Annotated in this window: 12 protein-coding genes and 2 pseudogenes; 6 read left to right on the forward strand and 8 right to left on the reverse strand. The window is 43.5% G+C overall.

The features are described 5' to 3' along the window. Positions 1-156: 156 nt before the first annotated feature. The 4 genes and pseudogenes from ACFQ0C_RS17680 to ACFQ0C_RS17695 all read right to left on the reverse strand — a co-directional run bounded on the left by ACFQ0C_RS17680 (position 157) and on the right by ACFQ0C_RS17695 (position 7,523). The gene (locus ACFQ0C_RS17680) at positions 157-4,671 is read right to left on the reverse strand and encodes a chondroitinase-B domain-containing protein (protein WP_379368379.1); all 4,515 of its coding nucleotides are present in this window, start codon (positions 4,669-4,671) and stop codon (positions 157-159) included. Between the two features lie 341 nt (positions 4,672-5,012). Beyond that, complete coding sequence (locus ACFQ0C_RS17685; RefSeq protein ID WP_379368380.1) at positions 5,013-5,309, reverse strand: hypothetical protein; 297 nt, start codon at positions 5,307-5,309, stop codon at positions 5,013-5,015. A gap of 72 nt (positions 5,310-5,381) precedes the next feature. Then, positions 5,382-5,780: pseudogene (locus tag ACFQ0C_RS17690) on the reverse strand (sigma-70 family RNA polymerase sigma factor); the annotation flags it as partial. A 132-nt stretch (positions 5,781-5,912) separates the two neighbouring features. Continuing rightward, on the reverse strand, positions 5,913-7,523 hold the full coding sequence (locus tag ACFQ0C_RS17695) for a helix-turn-helix domain-containing protein (RefSeq protein WP_379368381.1): 1,611 nt from the start codon (positions 7,521-7,523) through the stop codon (positions 5,913-5,915). Between the two features lie 224 nt (positions 7,524-7,747). Here ACFQ0C_RS17695 and nikA point away from each other — a divergent pair, with 224 nt between their 5' ends. The 6 genes from nikA to cntE are packed head-to-tail and all read left to right on the forward strand — an operon-like array spanning position 7,748 to position 14,023. Then, the gene (gene nikA, locus ACFQ0C_RS17700; RefSeq protein WP_379368382.1) at positions 7,748-9,364 is read left to right on the forward strand and encodes a nickel ABC transporter substrate-binding protein; all 1,617 of its coding nucleotides are present in this window, start codon (positions 7,748-7,750) and stop codon (positions 9,362-9,364) included. Then, positions 9,357-10,301 (forward strand): nickel ABC transporter permease subunit NikB, encoded by a 945-nt coding sequence (nikB, locus tag ACFQ0C_RS17705; protein WP_379368590.1) that lies wholly within the window; start codon positions 9,357-9,359, stop codon positions 10,299-10,301. Before nikA ends, nikB begins: the two co-directional genes overlap by 8 nt. Beyond that, the gene (nikC, locus tag ACFQ0C_RS17710) at positions 10,298-11,131 is read left to right on the forward strand and encodes a nickel ABC transporter permease subunit NikC (RefSeq protein ID WP_379368383.1); all 834 of its coding nucleotides are present in this window, start codon (positions 10,298-10,300) and stop codon (positions 11,129-11,131) included. Before nikB ends, nikC begins: the two co-directional genes overlap by 4 nt. A gap of 20 nt (positions 11,132-11,151) precedes the next feature. Further along, positions 11,152-11,988: an ABC transporter ATP-binding protein gene (locus tag ACFQ0C_RS17715; RefSeq protein ID WP_379368384.1), complete on the forward strand. Its 837-nt coding sequence runs from the start codon at positions 11,152-11,154 to the stop codon at positions 11,986-11,988. A 14-nt stretch (positions 11,989-12,002) separates the two neighbouring features. Continuing rightward, positions 12,003-12,833 (forward strand): nickel import ATP-binding protein NikE, encoded by an 831-nt coding sequence (nikE, locus tag ACFQ0C_RS17720; RefSeq protein ID WP_379368385.1) that lies wholly within the window; start codon positions 12,003-12,005, stop codon positions 12,831-12,833. Next, positions 12,830-14,023, forward strand: coding sequence for a staphylopine family metallophore export MFS transporter CntE (gene cntE / locus ACFQ0C_RS17725; protein WP_379368386.1), 1,194 nt, complete (start codon positions 12,830-12,832; stop codon positions 14,021-14,023). The genes nikE and cntE overlap by 4 nt, the downstream gene beginning before the upstream one ends. Positions 14,024-14,089: 66 nt before the next feature. On the opposite strand, the pseudogene ACFQ0C_RS39145 reads toward cntE, so the two are convergent. From ACFQ0C_RS39145 to ACFQ0C_RS17740, 4 genes and pseudogenes are all read right to left on the reverse strand, one after another. Beyond that, a pseudogene (locus ACFQ0C_RS39145) lies at positions 14,090-14,279 on the reverse strand (IS256 family transposase); the annotation flags it as partial. A gap of 900 nt (positions 14,280-15,179) precedes the next feature. Then, positions 15,180-15,881 (reverse strand): RNA polymerase sporulation sigma factor SigK, encoded by a 702-nt coding sequence (sigK, locus tag ACFQ0C_RS17730; protein WP_258215743.1) that lies wholly within the window; start codon positions 15,879-15,881, stop codon positions 15,180-15,182. Between the two features lie 487 nt (positions 15,882-16,368). Continuing rightward, positions 16,369-16,956 (reverse strand): ATPase, encoded by a 588-nt coding sequence (locus ACFQ0C_RS17735; protein ID WP_379368387.1) that lies wholly within the window; start codon positions 16,954-16,956, stop codon positions 16,369-16,371. Between the two features lie 3 nt (positions 16,957-16,959). Then, a complete protein-coding gene (locus ACFQ0C_RS17740) occupies positions 16,960-17,124 on the reverse strand; it encodes a hypothetical protein (RefSeq protein ID WP_379368388.1) in 165 nt (54 codons plus the stop codon). Positions 17,125-17,182: the final 58 nt, after the last annotated feature.

Below are 17,182 nucleotides of genomic sequence, written 5' to 3' on the forward strand. Positions count from 1 at the left end.
TTATTATAGTTCTGTAAATATATGGAGTAAATGTCCTAGATATCCAAACATTTAACCAAAGTTCAGTTATTTCAAAAAAAAAGCCTCCATCAAAGTCGCTAATCACGGCTTTGATGAAGGCTAATTCGAATCAAGTAGCTAAAGGCTCAGAGCATTTTATTGTTGATTGTACAATCGGTATAGGACTACCGCCGCTTCCGCTCTTGTAACCTGATTTTGCGGATAAAGATAGGAACTATCTCCTTCAATTAACCCTGCTTTGAGCAAGCTGCCCACACTCTTCACAGCATAAGTCGATACAGAGGAAGCATCCTTATAGCTGTTTAAATCTCCAGAACCCGTTTGTTTTCGGTTGCTCGGTAATAAGCTTAGTGCTCTGTCCAACATCACCATCATGTCTTGCCTGGAAATGGTATCACGCGGATGGAATAAGTTATCATCTCTGCCATCTACGATTCCAAGCGCTTTTGCCGTTCCGACAGCATCATAATAATAATCGTCTTTGTTTACATCCTGGAACGAAGATGGGTTCACTCCCTTTAATCCCAAGGTACGGTGCAACAGCAGTACAAAGTCGGCTCGGGTCACTAGAGTACCTGGGCTGTAAGCATTACTTTGCGTACCTTCCACGATCGCTTTAGAAGCCAAGACTTCAATCGCTTTTTTCGCCCACATATAATTCGCTAAATCGGCGAATGTTTTGTACACCTCGGTTACCACGTACAAGCTGAAGTGATTCGTTTTAAACGTCACTACCCCTTGGATAGGATCATATTTTCCCGATGTAACGGTTTGTGCTTTGCCTTCCCGATTCACATACCATACGACTACATGCTCAGGGTCGGCATCTTTTGAGCTGAGCGTATAAGGCAGAGATACTTCTACCTGCGAATCCGCACTCTTCCAATCGATCAAGCTATCGCCGACCTTAAGCGCAAGGTCGATGAACGGTTTACCCGTCAACGTTTTTTGCAGCTCGGTGGGAAGTTGAGTGGTATCTGCCTTCGATATAAGCAACGAGGCCGTTGCAGACTTTTGCATATCCGCTGCTTTTAACATCGTCGTTGGTACGATAATGGAGCCGAATTCGGTTTTGAGCGCCAGCTTTTTGTTCCCATCATTTGCACTCAGGAAAGAAACCGGAATCGAAATTTCATAACCTTTGGAACCCTCTATTTTATTTACCAAAACCGATAGCGTCTTAATCCCGTCTGTCCCAGGTTTCGCTTTGTCAAAAAAGCTGCTTAGTGTATCCGTAGTAATGGATGCTTTGGAAATACCGCTTTTCACATCCAATGCTGCAGTCAATCCAACATCCTCTGGCTTCGATACGGATACGGACTCCGTACCTTGTGAGCCTGTAATGGCGACTCCGCCGCCGCCACCCTGCCCTGAAGACGACTTACTGGATGATTGATGATGTGGTTCTTTGTTCACAACGATAGTATAGCTTTTCGTTGATCCATCTGCCGCTGTCACCACATACGTCACCTGACTATTGAAATCGTTCACTGTCGTACCGCTCACCTGTGCCTTTGAACCAATCTTTACTATTGTGCCGGTAGTTGCAAAAATGGCTGTCAATGTGGACAAATCCGTCTGATAAGGCACCGTAACTGCAATATTAGTATTCACAATGACGCCGTTATAAGACGCCGGCAGGCCTTGAAAGCTGAACGACGTGATCTCCTTATCACTGCTTGGCGCGAGCGGTCCCACATCAGATGCCATTAACGGTTTGCGCGTTACTGCACCGGCTGCTCTTTGATCGGCTCCAATGTCTTTTAACTGGGAACGAATTTGTCCATCCATATCATCTGTAATGAAATTGAATGTCCCTTCTGCAGCGCCGATTACTGGGCTTGCTGCATCCGGTCTGTAAACCTCCTCATTGACTGATTTGGATAAGAGTGGGTTTACATTCGTGCGAATCCCTGTTGTCAATGATGTACTGATTGGTGATCCATAAACTATGTTTCCTTGAATCGTTGCAGTGGCTGCATTTAATGGTGCCTTATTATTTTCAAAAATTGCCTCTTTTACAGAGCTTCCCTTGATCAAATTATTGGCAAGTATCAGCCCGTCAGGACCAACAGTCTTGGCTGCATCGGCTGCTGCTCCTATGGTAATCCCATAATTGGAATCCACAATCGTATTAAAAGCAACGATCGCATTTTTCGCGGGCTGTGTATCCTGACCCGGCACACTGACTCCGGCCTGAAGTGCGATGCCAACCCGTTGATCGGTCGTACCTGCTACTCCGGAAAAGTAGTTGTTATATATCTTATGCCCGGAGCCATAGACACGAATTCCGCCTGAATCTTTCAAATTATTTTGCATAAAGAAGTTACCGTACATTTCAGAATTATCCGATATACGTAAAGCGACTGTGCCTCTGGATTCTCTTACGGTGTTATAACGGAAAATCGTATTATGTGCTTTAATCGATACAATTTCGATCTCACCCATCCAATGATAGAACAGATTATGCTCTATAGTAGAATAAGAAGGCTTGGTATCCCAATTGTTGGGTGACAAATACATTCCTACTTGAATGGCTTCCGTTCCATTAGCGTCGTCTAATAATCTTTCGGCAAAATAATTATGATCAATTGTCGAGTGATGCACGACGCCTCTCCATAATCTGAGGGTCTCACCTGTAAAGCCTTTTCGGATTATCGTATTGTGATCAATTCTATTGTAGGTTCCATAATTGTATATCCAAGTATGCTTAGGAAGCGACGCTCCTAACGGATTCATATCGTCCTTAATGAAATAGTCTTTATCCGTTGGGTTGAAGTCATCCATAGTCGTATTCGTTAGTCGGCAATTATTGGACAAATAGTCGAATTTCACCGCGCCATCCAGCTTATTAGCGCTTCTACCGATAAAGGAAAGGCCATCCACTATGAGATATGATCCGGAAACGGTAACCCTGGAAGCCCCTTGAAAAATAACCTGCCCCTGAGTTTCCGCTTTTAACGTGATCGGTTTGCCCTGAAGCCCATCACCGCTAAAATAAATATCGGCATCCGTCCATGTTCCGTTCTTCAATATGATGCTATCTCCCGGCTGCGCTTGCTTGCTGGCTTGAACGACGTCATCCGGTGTTGAAGCATAGAAGTTTCTGCTTGGCGAAACCGGCGCTCTCTGTTGAATGATAACTTTATAATCCGTTGAAACATTGGATAGACCATAAACCTTATAAGTCATCCCATTCGAGAAATCATTAACTGTCACATTACTCTGCTGAGGAATATTACCAATAAAAACACTTTTCCCTGGCGTTTCATACGAGGCCACAAGCTTCTTTAAATCTGTTCCGGCAGGTATCTTGACGGTAATGGTTTTATCCTTATGATCAATTGTCCCTCTGGCAATCGTCACGGTACCTCTCTCATCAGCCATAAGATTTGGATCGTTGGTATTGACAAAACCGAAAGATAATAGGGCTCTTGCTGTATCCGGTTCATCTATTACTTGGATCTGGCTGCTCGCAGAATATGAGCCCTGATCCACACTGACTGCCGTGATGGTCGTTGTTCCCTTCTTTATTGCCGTTGCCATACCTCTACTATCCAGACTAACAACGGATGTATCGCTAGATGACCATTGCACACTTGGATTAGACGCATTTGTCGGCGATACATCAGCCCCTAATAAGACGGACTGACCAGGTACTAAAGCTTTCGGAATACTCAAGGCTAGTCCACTTACCGGGACATAAACTTCCTGATCTAATACGGTCACAACGGATTCCCGATAAATTCCGGTGGCAATATTCGTTGCGCGAATGGTAACTGAACCCGGAGAAACCGGGGTTGCAGGAGTTACCAAACCAGTGATCATATCTACGGTTGCAATATTCTTGTTGTTTGATGTCCATTTTATGCTCAAACCTGTCGCATCCGTAGGCGTTACATTGGCAACAGATAACTGTAAGGTTTCGTTTCTTCCAATCTCTGCTGAACTTTTGTTTAGCTGCATAGCCGTTACCGGTTTGGTTGTCAAACGATCTCCGGAGATGGTCAAATCGTCGACGTTAAGATAAACTGAATTGGATCCATCGCTCCTGAATCGGAACATAAAATAAGCATTATCGTTGGCGCGAGTATCGTTAATCGTAAAGTAATAGTTGGTAAAAGAGGTGCTTGATACTGTTTGTGTATTTGCTTTTTCAATCCACGTCTTGCCACCGTCAGGAGACCATTCTGAATATAGTGTTCCTCCCGGTGAGCCTTGGGTTCGGGCATAGTAAGAAACAGTAATATTTTGATAGGTAGCCGTACTCACATTGATCGTAGCTACACTGCCGATATTAGCCTTAACCGGAAGCTTTAGAGATACGGGTCCAGATCTATAAAAGCCGGAGGAACCCGTTTTCACAAAAATCTTGGAATCAGCTTGTAATAGACCTTTTGAATATTCACCTTTGTACCATACTAGCGGTATGATATCGTTCGTAGATACAGGCAAAGGTTGAATAAGATCGTAATCCGACAGTCCTGCTGGAGTAGCCGCATTTATATATTCATTGGTATCAAAACCGGTTGAATAAATAGTGACTGGGGCCGCATGTGCGGCTGGCACTATACCTCCGAAGTTTATTGCCGTATAAATCATCACAAAAGTAAGTATGGAAGAAACCTTCCTAAGTATTTTCTTTCCCATTTCAATCCTCCCTCGTAGTAGTAAAACCTCGCGCTAACCAAAGCAAGCCGGATATTTTGTATTCACGGTTAGAATCTATTACCGCAAACTGACTAACTATATCGACCGGCTCTGCTGGGAACCGCTTTCAACCTGCTATAACAATATGAAAGACTCCTTCCCCTCGCAGTATATCGTACAAGATTCAATTCACCCTTGTATATGTCGATAATCTAGTTCTATTTAATCAAAATTCAGAAGTTGAGATTGTGGGACAGCAAAAAAACACCTAAAAAAACTTCCTTACTGTATATTTTCATTACAGAGCCAGATCCCTTCTAATTCTTCAACCTTCCATTATTCTAAAGCTGGGCTTGTGTTCTCATGGTAACAAACCTAGGTATACTTTCATTTTCTAACTTTATTACCTCTTCGAAAAAATCACTTTTTTTACTAATAGGCTTGCACCGAGAGTTTCTAAAAGATAGTAGAGTCTTTAAGAAAAGCTCCCAGTTTTCAAGTCTATTGTGTAAAAGCAATATTGTATAGTAGTGATCTCTGTTGTTAGTAAACGGAAAGTCAACATATTTTTTGTTATATTCTATTGAAGCTCTCATTGAAATTATCTTGTTCTCAGCAACTCCAATAAGCTCGTCCACTTCAGTTACCTTCCTTTTGTTGTATTCTAAAAAGCCTGCCGCTAAAAGCAGGCTAATTAGTCATTTATTTTATCATCGCTTTACCTTATAAAACTCATGATAAAGCTTCATCAACGCCCGCTTCTCAATCCGAGATACATAGCTGCGCGAGATACCTAGCTCCTTTGCAATCTCCCTCTGTGTCCTTTCCTCCCCACCTGCTTCAAGCCCGAGGCGCCCAACAACTACCTCTCGCTCACGCTCATCCAAAATATCCAGATTTCTGTAAATTTTCGATTTCTCGATTTTAAGCTGCACCTTATCCACGACATCATCGGCCTCTGTACCAAGAATGTCGATCAATGTAATCTCATTTCCCTCCTTATCAGTGCCGATAGGGTCGTGAAGGGAGACATCTTTCCGCGTTTTCTTTAATGACCTCAAATGCATAAGTATTTCATTCTCAATACGGCGGGCAGCGAACGTTGCCAGCTAGACTTTACCGCGGCTTTGGAAATAACCAATTACTTATGCAATCGGTTTGAGGAGTTGAGACATCGTTTTTTTCAGTTCGTTTAAACGAATTCTATTTCTCATCACGCCCTCTATTCAACTATTTACATGCTACATAGACCTAATAATGCGGGGTAATAAAGGGAGGAGTCGATCCATCGTAATCGGATCGTCAAAATTCCATTTCGCTTCCAGTACATGAACACGATCTTGGCCCAGTGATTTCCAATAAGGATGATTAGTTACACTCTGTGCCTCACGCTTGGAACGTTTACACTCATCCACGAGTAGAAACAGATGGTCAGCCTCGTAATCCTTGATCATCTCGTGTTCAATAGCGAAGAACGGAATTTTCCTGGCAATCAAATCCTTCACTTTGTCGGAAGGCTCGAAAGCTAATGGATGATATAGCGTAAATGCTACACCTCTCATTCCCAAGACATATATAACACCATCGTTCACGACGAAAATTGTAGCTTGCTTCCGTTTGTCCATAGGATGCATAAACAGCAGCTTCCATAGCTCTGTGGATCTCTGCTCATGGCTCTCCACCCAATTTCGCGCTTGGGTGGTTCTTCCGAATAGATCAGCTACTTTTAATAGCCGATCATACGTATGTTCAAACCGATCAATAGCTACGATCGGTGAAATATCGGACAGCTTATCTATCCAATCGAGTCGGAAACCACTGTATACGATGAGATCGGGATTCAACGCTTTCACCTTACCCGGTTCACCTAAGAGCCCGACATCTGCTATATTGTTCAGTTCCTCGCGATACACTACTTTTTTGCCAATTACAGTCATATCCGCTCCAATCGGCTTGATGCCAAGAGCCAACAAATCACCAAGTACAGCACCCACTGCCACAACTCTTGTGAAGGGACTTGTGCTACGATCATTTGTTATTAGTTTGTTGTTTTTTGTGCGGACATATTGTTTGGGCGTCATCCCCGTTTCATGCCGAAACTTGCGGGAAAAATAATATTCGTCCTTAAAGCCGACTCGGCGAGCAATTTCGCGTAAAGGATCATCCGTTTGGAGAAGAAGCTCCTTGGCCCTGTTAATGCGTACCTCTGTCAAATATTCAAGCGGTTTTTTGCCAATCAACGACTGAAACAAATCACTGTATTTCCAACGGCCAACACCCGACATTCGCGATAGCAGCTCAACCGTTATTTCTTCCCGATAGTTCTGATTGAGATAGTTGATCGTTTGTTGAACAGCAGATTTGGCATCGGTGAACGAGTGCGTGGTTTGGACATTTTCCATAAGCAATACAAGAAGCTCCTGAAGACGAATCTGCTGCTTACAACGTTCTACGTACTCATGTCTCAAGGCATCGCTAGCTGTATGAGCAAGCTGTTCTAGCAAATCGACAAGCCGCGACAATGGCATCACATCGATCTTCGTCTCATATGGAACACATGGCCCAATATCAATCGACGGTTCTTTTTCCCCCCTACCATAAGCATGGAAGCGAATCATATACACAGCACCCAGCAGATCACTTACGCCACTAATCTCTATTTCCGCCTTGTCCCCTGGGGCCAGAAGCATACAAGATCCTTGATCCGCATACAGGGTATGCCCCGCCAGATGAAGATTGCCTCCCATTCGGGCAAAGCAAATAATCCGATGGCCCGTCCTATCCGTAGGAACAAGCAGCTTGTTGGACAACAAGTCAATTATTTTCACTTCTAATATATCGTATATATGCAAGTACGGGGTCCCCTCCTTCTTCATCCAATCCTGATTGTCTCTAGGGATAGCTTCGATGCATCATGAATTCGTATCGTTAAGTCAAGGATACTTTTTATGTTAGAGGCAGCTTCTCTTTTTTGTCCAATAAAAAAACAGGTATTTCTCCATTGTTAAGTGTAACAAAAAAAAATATTATTAACGAGCATGATAATCATTATCACTACAAAAGGGGAATACAATCGATGATCCTTAAAAAATCAACTCGCTTCATACCAAAAATAGCGGTGTTATTAGCATTGCTTATCACTGTATTGGGTTGCACAAATCCAGAGCCGGCATCCAACGAAAAAACGGCCCCGGCACAGAAAAAAAAGGAACTCATCGTGTCATGGATGAGAGATCTTGGCCCTTCGAATCCGCATGCCTACTATCCTTCTCAATTATTTTCGCAGTCCATGCTTTACGAGCCGCTTATTAGTTATAACGAGGGTGGGAAGCTCAAGCCTTACCTGGCTGAGTCCTGGGACATTTCCCCCGATGGAAAAGAGTATACCTTCAAGCTTCGCAAAAATATTAAGTTCTCTGATGGTTCCTCATTTAACGCTGCAATCGTGAAGAAAAACTTCGATGCCATTATGAAAAACAAAAGTACGCACAGTTGGCTTGGAATCGCAAAGGTGCTTGAAAAAATGGAGGTTGTGGACGAGCAGACGATTAAATTAACGCTCTCTGAGCCGTATTATCCAACTTTACAGGATTTGGCGACAGTACGGCCTTTCCGCTTCCTTGGTGAAGCTGGTTTTCCAGACGGCGACGATACCTTAAAAAGCATTAAAGCACCGATTGGAACCGGACCGTGGATGATTACGGAGTACAAGCAAGATCAGTATACCGTTTTCACCAGAAACCCTAATTATTGGGGCGAGCAGCCAAAGCTGGATAAGGTAACTGTCAAGATCATTCCTGACAGCGAAACGCGCGTGCTTGCTTTTGAAAAAGGCGAGCTGGACATGATATTTGGCGAAGGAGCCATCAGCCTCGATACCTATAAACAGCTGCAAAACACAGGCAAATACGGCACGGCTCTCTCTGATCCGGTAGGTACCAGAAATCTGTTGTTGAACTCTTCCAACGAGAAGCTTGCAGATCTAAGAGTCCGTCTCGCCCTTCATCATGGCGTGAATAAAAAGAGTATAGTGGATGGCATCACAGCTGGTGTAGAGGAAAAAGCAGATTCCCTTTTATCGAACAATTATCCTTATGTGGATATGAAAGTTAACCCGATCGATTATAATGCAGCCAAAGCTACAGCATATTTAGATGAAGCCGGCTGGAAGCTGGCGCAGGGACAAACTGTTCGGGAGAAAGACGGAAAGAAATTGGAGCTAGAATTGGTTTACGACAAAACAGATCCGATTCAAAAAGTGATGGGAGAAGCCCTGCAAGCGGCGTGGGGAGAGATTGGCGTGAAGCTGAACATCACCGCTGTGGAATTAACTACGGCCACTAAGCTATTAAGAGAAGGAAAGTTCGATGTCCGTTTCTGGTTTAATTCCGGTGTTCCTTATGACCCCCATACACTTGTTAATGCAGTAAAAGAACCAAGCTTTGGTGTAGCTGAAGCCCATACACGAATTCCTATGAAGCAGGAGCTAGACCAGAAGATCCAGACCGTGCTTGCTTCCACGAACGAAGTTGAACGCAGAAAGCTGTACACGGATATTTTGACGACCTTGCATGAACAGTCCGTCATCGTACCTGTGTCTTATATTAAACAAACGGTTGTTTACAATAAAGCATTAAAAAATGTTACATTCCCGGCCAGCCGTTGGGATCACCCTTTCAATGGAATTGAGTAGCTATATTGGGAAGCGACTTCTCGCCATTATTCCGCTGGTTATCTTTGCTACACTCCTTACCTTTATCCTGATTCAACTTTCGCCGGTCGATCCGGCGGAAGCTTATTTCTCGGCTTCGCATATCCAACCAACGGAGGAGCTCCTGTCTCAGAAGAGACATGAATTAGGGTTGGATCAGCCGCTTTACGTTCAATATTGGCAAGCGTTAACCCATATCGCTCGACTTGATTTTGGAACATCGTATCTTTCCAATAAGCCCGTATGGGAAGAAGTGACGCTTCGGCTGCCTGCAACGTTACAGATCGCCTTGAGCAGTATTGGCCTAACGCTTGTAGTCAGCATTGCGCTTGGGTATTTGTCAGCTGTCCATATCCATAGCTGGGTTGATTATTTAAGCAAAGCACTTTCCTATTTCGGGGCTTCCATTCCACAATTTTGGCTTGGTTATTTATTAATCTTTTTCTTCGCTGTCCAATTGGATTGGTTGCCCGTAAATGGTATGGGGAGCTGGCATCACCTGGTCCTCCCTTCATTAACACTATCCTTTGCACTCATCGCTGTCTATACCCGACTATTGCGGGCAAGTGTATTGGAACAATTGCAAGAAGCTTATGTGCTGTACGCCAGAACACGTGGTATTGATGAGAAAATCATCATGCTGAAGCACGTAATGAAAATAGCTATTTCCCCTGTCATAACCGGCTTGGGCATGAATTTTGGCAAGCTGCTCACCGGTACTATTATCGTAGAGCAAGTGTTTTCATGGCCTGGGATTGGCCGATATTTTATAGAAGCTATCTTTAATCGAGATATACCAGTCATTCAATGTTATGTGCTTCTCGCTGCATGTGCATTCCTGCTATGCAACCTGATCGTTGATGTAGTGCAAAGGTATATGGACCCTCGAATTTCCCTGAAAGGAAGAACCGATCGGTGATTGCACCTATGAAAAATGTTCTCAGAGGCAGGAAAACTATTATCATGTGTTCTTGCTTCCTCCTGCTTTGTTTTTTGATCACGATTCTGGCACCTTTCATTGCACCACATGATCCGATCAAGGTCAATTTAGCACTCAAACTACAGCCTCCTTCGGCCGAGTATTTATTGGGAACAGATCATTTGGGACGTGACATGTTGTCCCGCCTGTTATACGGAGCTCGCATATCGTTAGGCTTAGTTTTTCTCGTGTTTATTTTATCATTGAGCATAGGGCTTATCGTTGGCACGGTTGCGGGTTACAAAGGCGATTGGATCGATACCCTCATCATGCGCTTCTGCGATGGAGTCATGGCCTTTCCGAATCTTGTACTTGTTCTGGGAATCGTAGCTATGCTGGGTCCAGGTATTATGCAGATAGTACTTGCCCTGCTGCTTGTTCAGTGGGTATATTACGCACGAATGTTTCGCGGCCTCGTTGTCAGTTTAAGGGAGCGCCAATTTATTACCGCAGCCATCATAAGCGGGTCCTCACCTTGGAAAATATTTAGACTACACATTATTCCTAATGTGCTACCCCCTATTGTCGTAATCGGGACACTTGAGATTGGCTGGGCAATTATGGATATATCTGCGTTGTCTTTCCTAGGATTAGGCATTCAGCCGCCAACCCCTGAGTGGGGTGCAATGATTCATGAGGGCAAAAGCTATATTCGGAGTCATCCAGAGCTGATGATATACCCAGGATTTTTTATTTTACTGGTGGTGATTAATTTCAATCTGCTGGGCGAAGCCCTATCGAATAAATTCGGGGTAAAAAAACGCTATTAAACAAGAAATGAGGCCCTTAGATGAAAACATCCCGCAAAGTATTGCAGGTAAGCGGCCTGAACGTCAATGTAAAGACAGATCAAGGCCTGCTTCCACTTCTTCACAACATTCATTTTGATTTAGTGGAGGGACAGGTTCTTGGTCTAGTAGGCGAAAGTGGCTGCGGCAAAACTGTTACGTGCAACTCCTTACTACAGTTAATGGATCAACATACGATTGTCGAAGGAAGTATTCAGTTGAACGGTCGTGAACTGAATGGTTTGGATCAGAAACAAATGCGTCAGGTTCGCGGCAAAGAAATTGGTTTTATTATGCAAAATCCGATGAATGCCTTTACACCTGTGTATACAATTGGAAATCAATTCATGGAGACGATCCGTGCACACAGCACGCTGAACAAAAAAGAAGCTTATGAGTTGGCTGCCGTTTCTTTAGAAAGAGTGAATTTACCCAATCCTTACGAGATCCTCAAGCTGTACCCTTATCAACTGAGTGGAGGCATGTTGCAGCGGGTGATGATTGCCATGTGCATGTCCATGAAGCCCTCTGTCGTCATTGCCGATGAACCAACGACAGCATTGGACGTGGTCAATCAATTGCAGGTGTTAAGGCAGTTGGAACTGCTGCGGTCCGAATGTGGTACAACGATTTTGCTGATTTCCCATGATTTAAGCGTCATTGCAGAAATGGCAGATGAAGTCATAGTTATGCAGTATGGGAAAATTGTTGAACAAGCGAATGTGTTTCAACTGTTCGATCATCCAGAGGATGCCTACACAAAAAAATTACTAAACGCGAGGTTGAGGCTGCCCGATCCTTCTAGCAAGCAGACGGTCGAGTACGCTGTAAACTTTTAAATGGGGTAACATATATGAGCTTGTTGCAAGTAAAGGAAGTCAGTCATACCTATAGAAAAAATAGATTATTCGGCTCATCGCGCCATCAAAATCCAATCCTTTCCAACGTTTCGCTCTCCATCGATGAAGGCGTTTGTCTAGGTCTATTAGGAAGCAGCGGCGCAGGGAAAAGCACACTTGGTAAAGTCATTCTAGGCTTAGAAAAACCGCAGCTAGGTCAGGTCATTTTTCAGGGACAAGATGTGTACAATATGCATGCAACGGTCCGCAAAAAGGTGCGTCGAGACTTGCAAGTTGTTTTTCAAGATTGCTATTCAGCTGTTAATCCACGTATGTGTGCCGAACAGATCATTGGAGAGCCGTTGAGTAACTACATGGCGATGACATTGCTTGAACAAAAACGCGCCGTCGGCGAGCTACTGGAAATGGTCGGCCTGCAATCGGTAGACATGGACAAATACCCCCATCAATTCAGTGGGGGCCAACTGCAAAGAATCAACATCGCACGGGCGATTGCACTGAAGCCGAAGCTCATTGTGCTGGATGAATCGGTCAGCAGCCTCGATATGGTGAATCAGACCCAAATATTAGCGTTGTTACGCGATTTAAAGCTGTCATTTGGACTTTCTTACCTGTTCATTACTCATGACATAAAAGCTGCTTACGCGATTTCAGATCGGTTAGCGGTCATGGAGCACGGAGAACTGGTTGGCTCATTCGAAAACAAGGATCTGATCTTCACATCGACACATCCCGCTGTAAAGCTTTTGTTGCAATCCGTTCTTACTGAGCATCCCCGGGATCGAAAAATCAAATCCGTTGCATTAGAAAAGCTGTCACCATGAACAAAAATTGCCCCTTATCCATACCTTTTCTCAAACTATATGTCATTACTTTCTTTTTTTTTAGCGCAAATCCGATCTTAAATATTATTGTCCCTCTGCGTGGTGAAGCTGAAGGCGCAAGCAACGCGGAGATTGGCGTCATGATGGGAGCTTATATGATAACTAGCATGCTCTTCCGTCCCTGGGCCGGCAGCATCGTTCACCGCTTCGGACCGCTGTCTGTTTTACGCGCTTTGTTACTTGCGAATGGCCTTATTCTCATTTTGTATACAACATCCGAGCTGGATTGGTATTTCGCACTTCGTGCCATGCAGGGTGTAACGACAGCATTTTTCTCCTTGTCGCTGCAAATAGGTATTGTTGATACGTTGCCTGACAATGAGCGCTCGCAGGGCATATCACTGTATTTGTTAGCGGGAATGCTGCCAGCGGTTGTAGGTCCTATAATGGCATTAACTTTGTGGGATTGGGGCGGAATGAACGCATTCTCGGCAACAATCATCATTATTGCCCTTGCCACGGGTATCATCGGCTATACGGCACCGCTGCCTTCCGGTTCGCAAGGACATCCGGACAAGCAGCAACTAGAAATGTCCATGCTCTCTCAGTTTCGCCAGCTATGGACTCATCGTGCATTTCTCGTAAGCAGTACGGCTATGCTTATTGCTTCAGTCACCTTCGGTGCCGTTACAACGTTCATTGCACTATATGCCAAACAAAGTGGTGTCGGTCATGCCGGCATATACTTGATGCTCCAAGCTGTCGTGATGGTTTTTTGCAGATTCGCATTGCGTAAACGAGTTCCTTCAGATGGCCAATGGCATCCCCGTTTTGTCATCGGTTTACTGCTGAGTATGGCTATTGGCTTGAAGCTATTGGCCTTAGCCGTTTATTGCGGAGCTTCTTTCATGTATGCTGGGTCCATATTGATCGGGTTAGGCATGGCACTGCTCTACCCTCATTTAGTGACGTATTTGACCTTTGTGTTGCCGATGTCATCCCGCAATACGTTAATCGGTCTGTTCATTGCTGTATCCGATCTCGGTCTTGTGCTTGGCAACATGGCGATGGGAACTATTGCTGATTATTTGTCCTACTCCTACATGTATGGCATATGCGCTGGCTTATTACTGATCTCTATTGCGATTATACTTATAAGCGGTCGCCGTTTAACAATCCGTTCTGAATAAATGTACGAAAAAAGCTGATTAGCCATTACTCTTATTCAAAGGATTCCCCAAGGGGTAAATCACCTCTTAACGTAGATGCTGTCCGACATGATCCGGGGAGTTGGAGAGGCATCTGACCCCAGTTCTGGACACGGCCAGTCCATTTGCGAATGACATTCACGGTGGAGAGATAGAGCATTTTGAGAAGAGCTTCATCGGATGGAAAAATGCTCTTGCCCTTCGTTACTTTACGAAACTGGTGATGGTAGCTCTTTACCTGACACCTACATTAATGACACAAATCTCCCTACATTGTATTATATACCCAGCAGGTAAAATAAAAAGCTTTTAAACGAGAGAGATTTTAGGTATACAACAATGTAATAACCAACAGTTCATATAAGACAAGGGTCAAAATAACTTCATCACTGCTCGGACCAATAAAGGCACGATGCACATCATGACGAGGAACCTTCAGATACAAAAATCCACCCTCACACTGAACGATAATCCCAGTGTACACTTGGCCATCTAATGTTTGTATCCTAACGAGTTGACTCACATGATGTCTGCAAATATGATGGATGCGGTCTCTTATCGATCTTAAACTCTGTGTTAGATGCGGGTCCGCTTGATATAGCGTTTGCTGGTGTTGCATAGCATGATGATAACTCAATACTTTCACCTCCAAAATTATGCGGTTTACTCCATCCTATGCAAATGCCTATCATAATGTACCTGGCACATCGGAAGGTAAGGCATCCATTTTTTAAGGTCAATTCTTCATATTTATTATCTACTAATTTTGAAACTTTTGTTACACCTGGTTCCATTCCCTTCGGATATTGGATAACCAAGCTTGAGTTATGTGATACAGTAACAGGAGGATAATCTGTAATTTTAATTAAGTCGGCGGGTGGGCCTAAATCGGCACAAGTCATCTTAAGAAAAGCTCCCAATTTTCAAATCTATTGTGTAAAAGTAAGATTGTATAGTAGTGATCTCAGTTGTTAGTAAACGGAAAGTCAACATATTTTTTGTTATATTCTATTGAAGCTCTCATTGAATTTATCTTGTTCTCAGCAACTTCAATAAGCTCGTCCACTTCAGTTATCTTCCTTTTGTTGTATTCTAAAAAGCCTGCCGCTAAAAGCAGGCTAATTAGTCATTTATTTTATCATCGCTTTACCTTATAAAACTCATGATAAAGCTTCATCAATGCCCGCTTCTCAATCCGAGATACATAGCTGCGCGAAATCCCCAGTTCCTTTGCAATCTCCCTCTGTGTCCTTTCTTCTCCACCAGCTTCAAGCCCGAAGCGCCCAACGACTACCTCTCGCTCACGCTCATCCAAAATATCCAGATTTCTGTAAATTTTCGATTTCTCGATCTTAAGCTGCACCTTATCTACAACATCATCGGCCTCTGTACCAAGAATGTCGATCAATGTAATCTCATTTCCCTCCTTGTCCGTGCCGATAGGGTCGTGAAGGGAGACATCTTTCCGCGTTTTCTTTAATGACCTCAAATGCATAAGTATTTCATTCTCAATACAGCGGGCAGCGAACGTTGCCAGCTTGGTTCCTTTATCCGGCGAAAACGATTCAATCGCTTTGATCAACCCAATCGTCCCTATACTTATTAGATCCTCCAGATCCTCACCTGTATTGTCGAATTTTTTGACGATATGAGCTACTAGTCTCAGATTATGCTCTATTAACAAGTTGCGCGAATGTTGGTTACCACTCGCCATTAAGCGAAGGTGTTTGTCTTCTTCCACTTCAGATAGTGGTTGGGGAAAAGCATTGTTTTTGACATACGAAACCAACAGCATTAATTCTTTAATAAATAAGGCAATTGCTGTGAAAAATCCAGGCACGTTGAGCCACCCCCTTGATGAGATTAGTACCATTTTATGTGGGCTAGGGCCTATACGTGCCTGTACTCATTAAATTTGATGTTGTTTACAAATCAGCAATGATTTTAGTTCCAATGTACTTAAACTTAAATTTCCGTTGCACACAAAGAGTAGTTCTATTTTTCTCTGGGCCAGTGAGATTACTAAGAAGTTCATCCGGCAAGCCTCAAATTGTAGTGTTAACAAAATTGGTTTTGCAAGTGATTATTACCTCATTAACTAACATTTCTATTATGTGTCTTTTCTCATTATTTCTAAAATTTGCCCTCCACCTAGCTTATTTCCAAAATTTTCATTAAAACAAAACCCGCCATTCAAGGTTGAATCCTTAAAGAGCGGGTTTGTTTGTTTACATCGGATTGTGTGCATATCGTGGTGTTTCCCCAGCCATTAATTGAAGGTGAAGATGAGACACCCACGTAGTTAATAATTCGGCAAATCCTCCATGTTAATCATTGAGAGCCTTTAAGATGTTCTCAACCCACGGTGGGATCACTTCACTATAGTATGTAATTTCTTGACTCTCTACTTCCAGCACTATTGCCCCGAAAGAATGACTATTATCGATCACCAATAAGTTATCTATCAGGCTCAAATGTTCAAGTAAGTTCTTCATTGATGTATGATGTCTCCTGATGATGTCCTCCGTTAGAATATTGTGGCCGCCATTCTGAACACGAACTGCTACGCGTTCAATGTTCAGACGATAGTCCCCAAGTCCAACAAAGAACATGGTGATATCGAAACCGTTTGTCTTGGCTTCCTTAATAAGTCTGATAACGTTGCCGCCGGCTAAAGTCGTTTCAACAGAAAAGTCACGCAAGTTACGGATACAATCCTTTGCTAGCTTAATGGCCTCTTTCCCTGCTGAAACACGAAAAAGCTCTGGATGCTCCGGGTTTATGGAGCGGGCAAGCGAGTCTGGATCAATATTCACACTTATCCCGAGCTGATCTACGATCAAATTTCGGATGGTACTCTTTCCACTGCCATTATTGCCTGCAAATACATACATTGTAGCCTTAGTTTCACTCATGAGTTACTCTTTGTCTGCAACAGAAACGATTTTGCCATCCGCATATTCTTTAATAATCTGTCCATTGTCAATTTTATAGACGATGTAGGTATCATTCGCTTTCGCATCCAATTTGGCCCGATCACCTGTCAGCTTAATTAATTTATGCAACTTCTGGGAATTTTTCATTTCACGTCACCCTCCGTCCGGCTACTTCTTACAAATATTATAGCATAACGAAGTCGGT

The sequence above is a fragment of the Paenibacillus sp. GCM10027630 genome, from assembly GCF_042676305.1.
Classification (GTDB): Bacteria; Bacillota; Bacilli; order Paenibacillales; family NBRC-103111; genus Paenibacillus_S.

Coding starts and splice junctions, on each gene's coding strand:
- nikA (WP_379368382.1), top strand. CDS start 7,748: ATGATCCTTAAAAAATCAACTCGCTTCATACCAAAAATAGCGGTGTTA.
- cntE (WP_379368386.1), top strand. CDS start 12,830: ATGAACAAAAATTGCCCCTTATCCATACCTTTTCTCAAACTATATGTC.
- ACFQ0C_RS17735 (WP_379368387.1), bottom strand. CDS start 16,956: ATGAGTGAAACTAAGGCTACAATGTATGTATTTGCAGGCAATAATGGC.
- ACFQ0C_RS17740 (WP_379368388.1), bottom strand. CDS start 17,124: ATGAAAAATTCCCAGAAGTTGCATAAATTAATTAAGCTGACAGGTGAT.
- nikE (WP_379368385.1), top strand. CDS start 12,003: ATGAGCTTGTTGCAAGTAAAGGAAGTCAGTCATACCTATAGAAAAAAT.
- ACFQ0C_RS17680 (WP_379368379.1), bottom strand. CDS start 4,671: ATGGGAAAGAAAATACTTAGGAAGGTTTCTTCCATACTTACTTTTGTG.
- ACFQ0C_RS17715 (WP_379368384.1), top strand. CDS start 11,152: ATGAAAACATCCCGCAAAGTATTGCAGGTAAGCGGCCTGAACGTCAAT.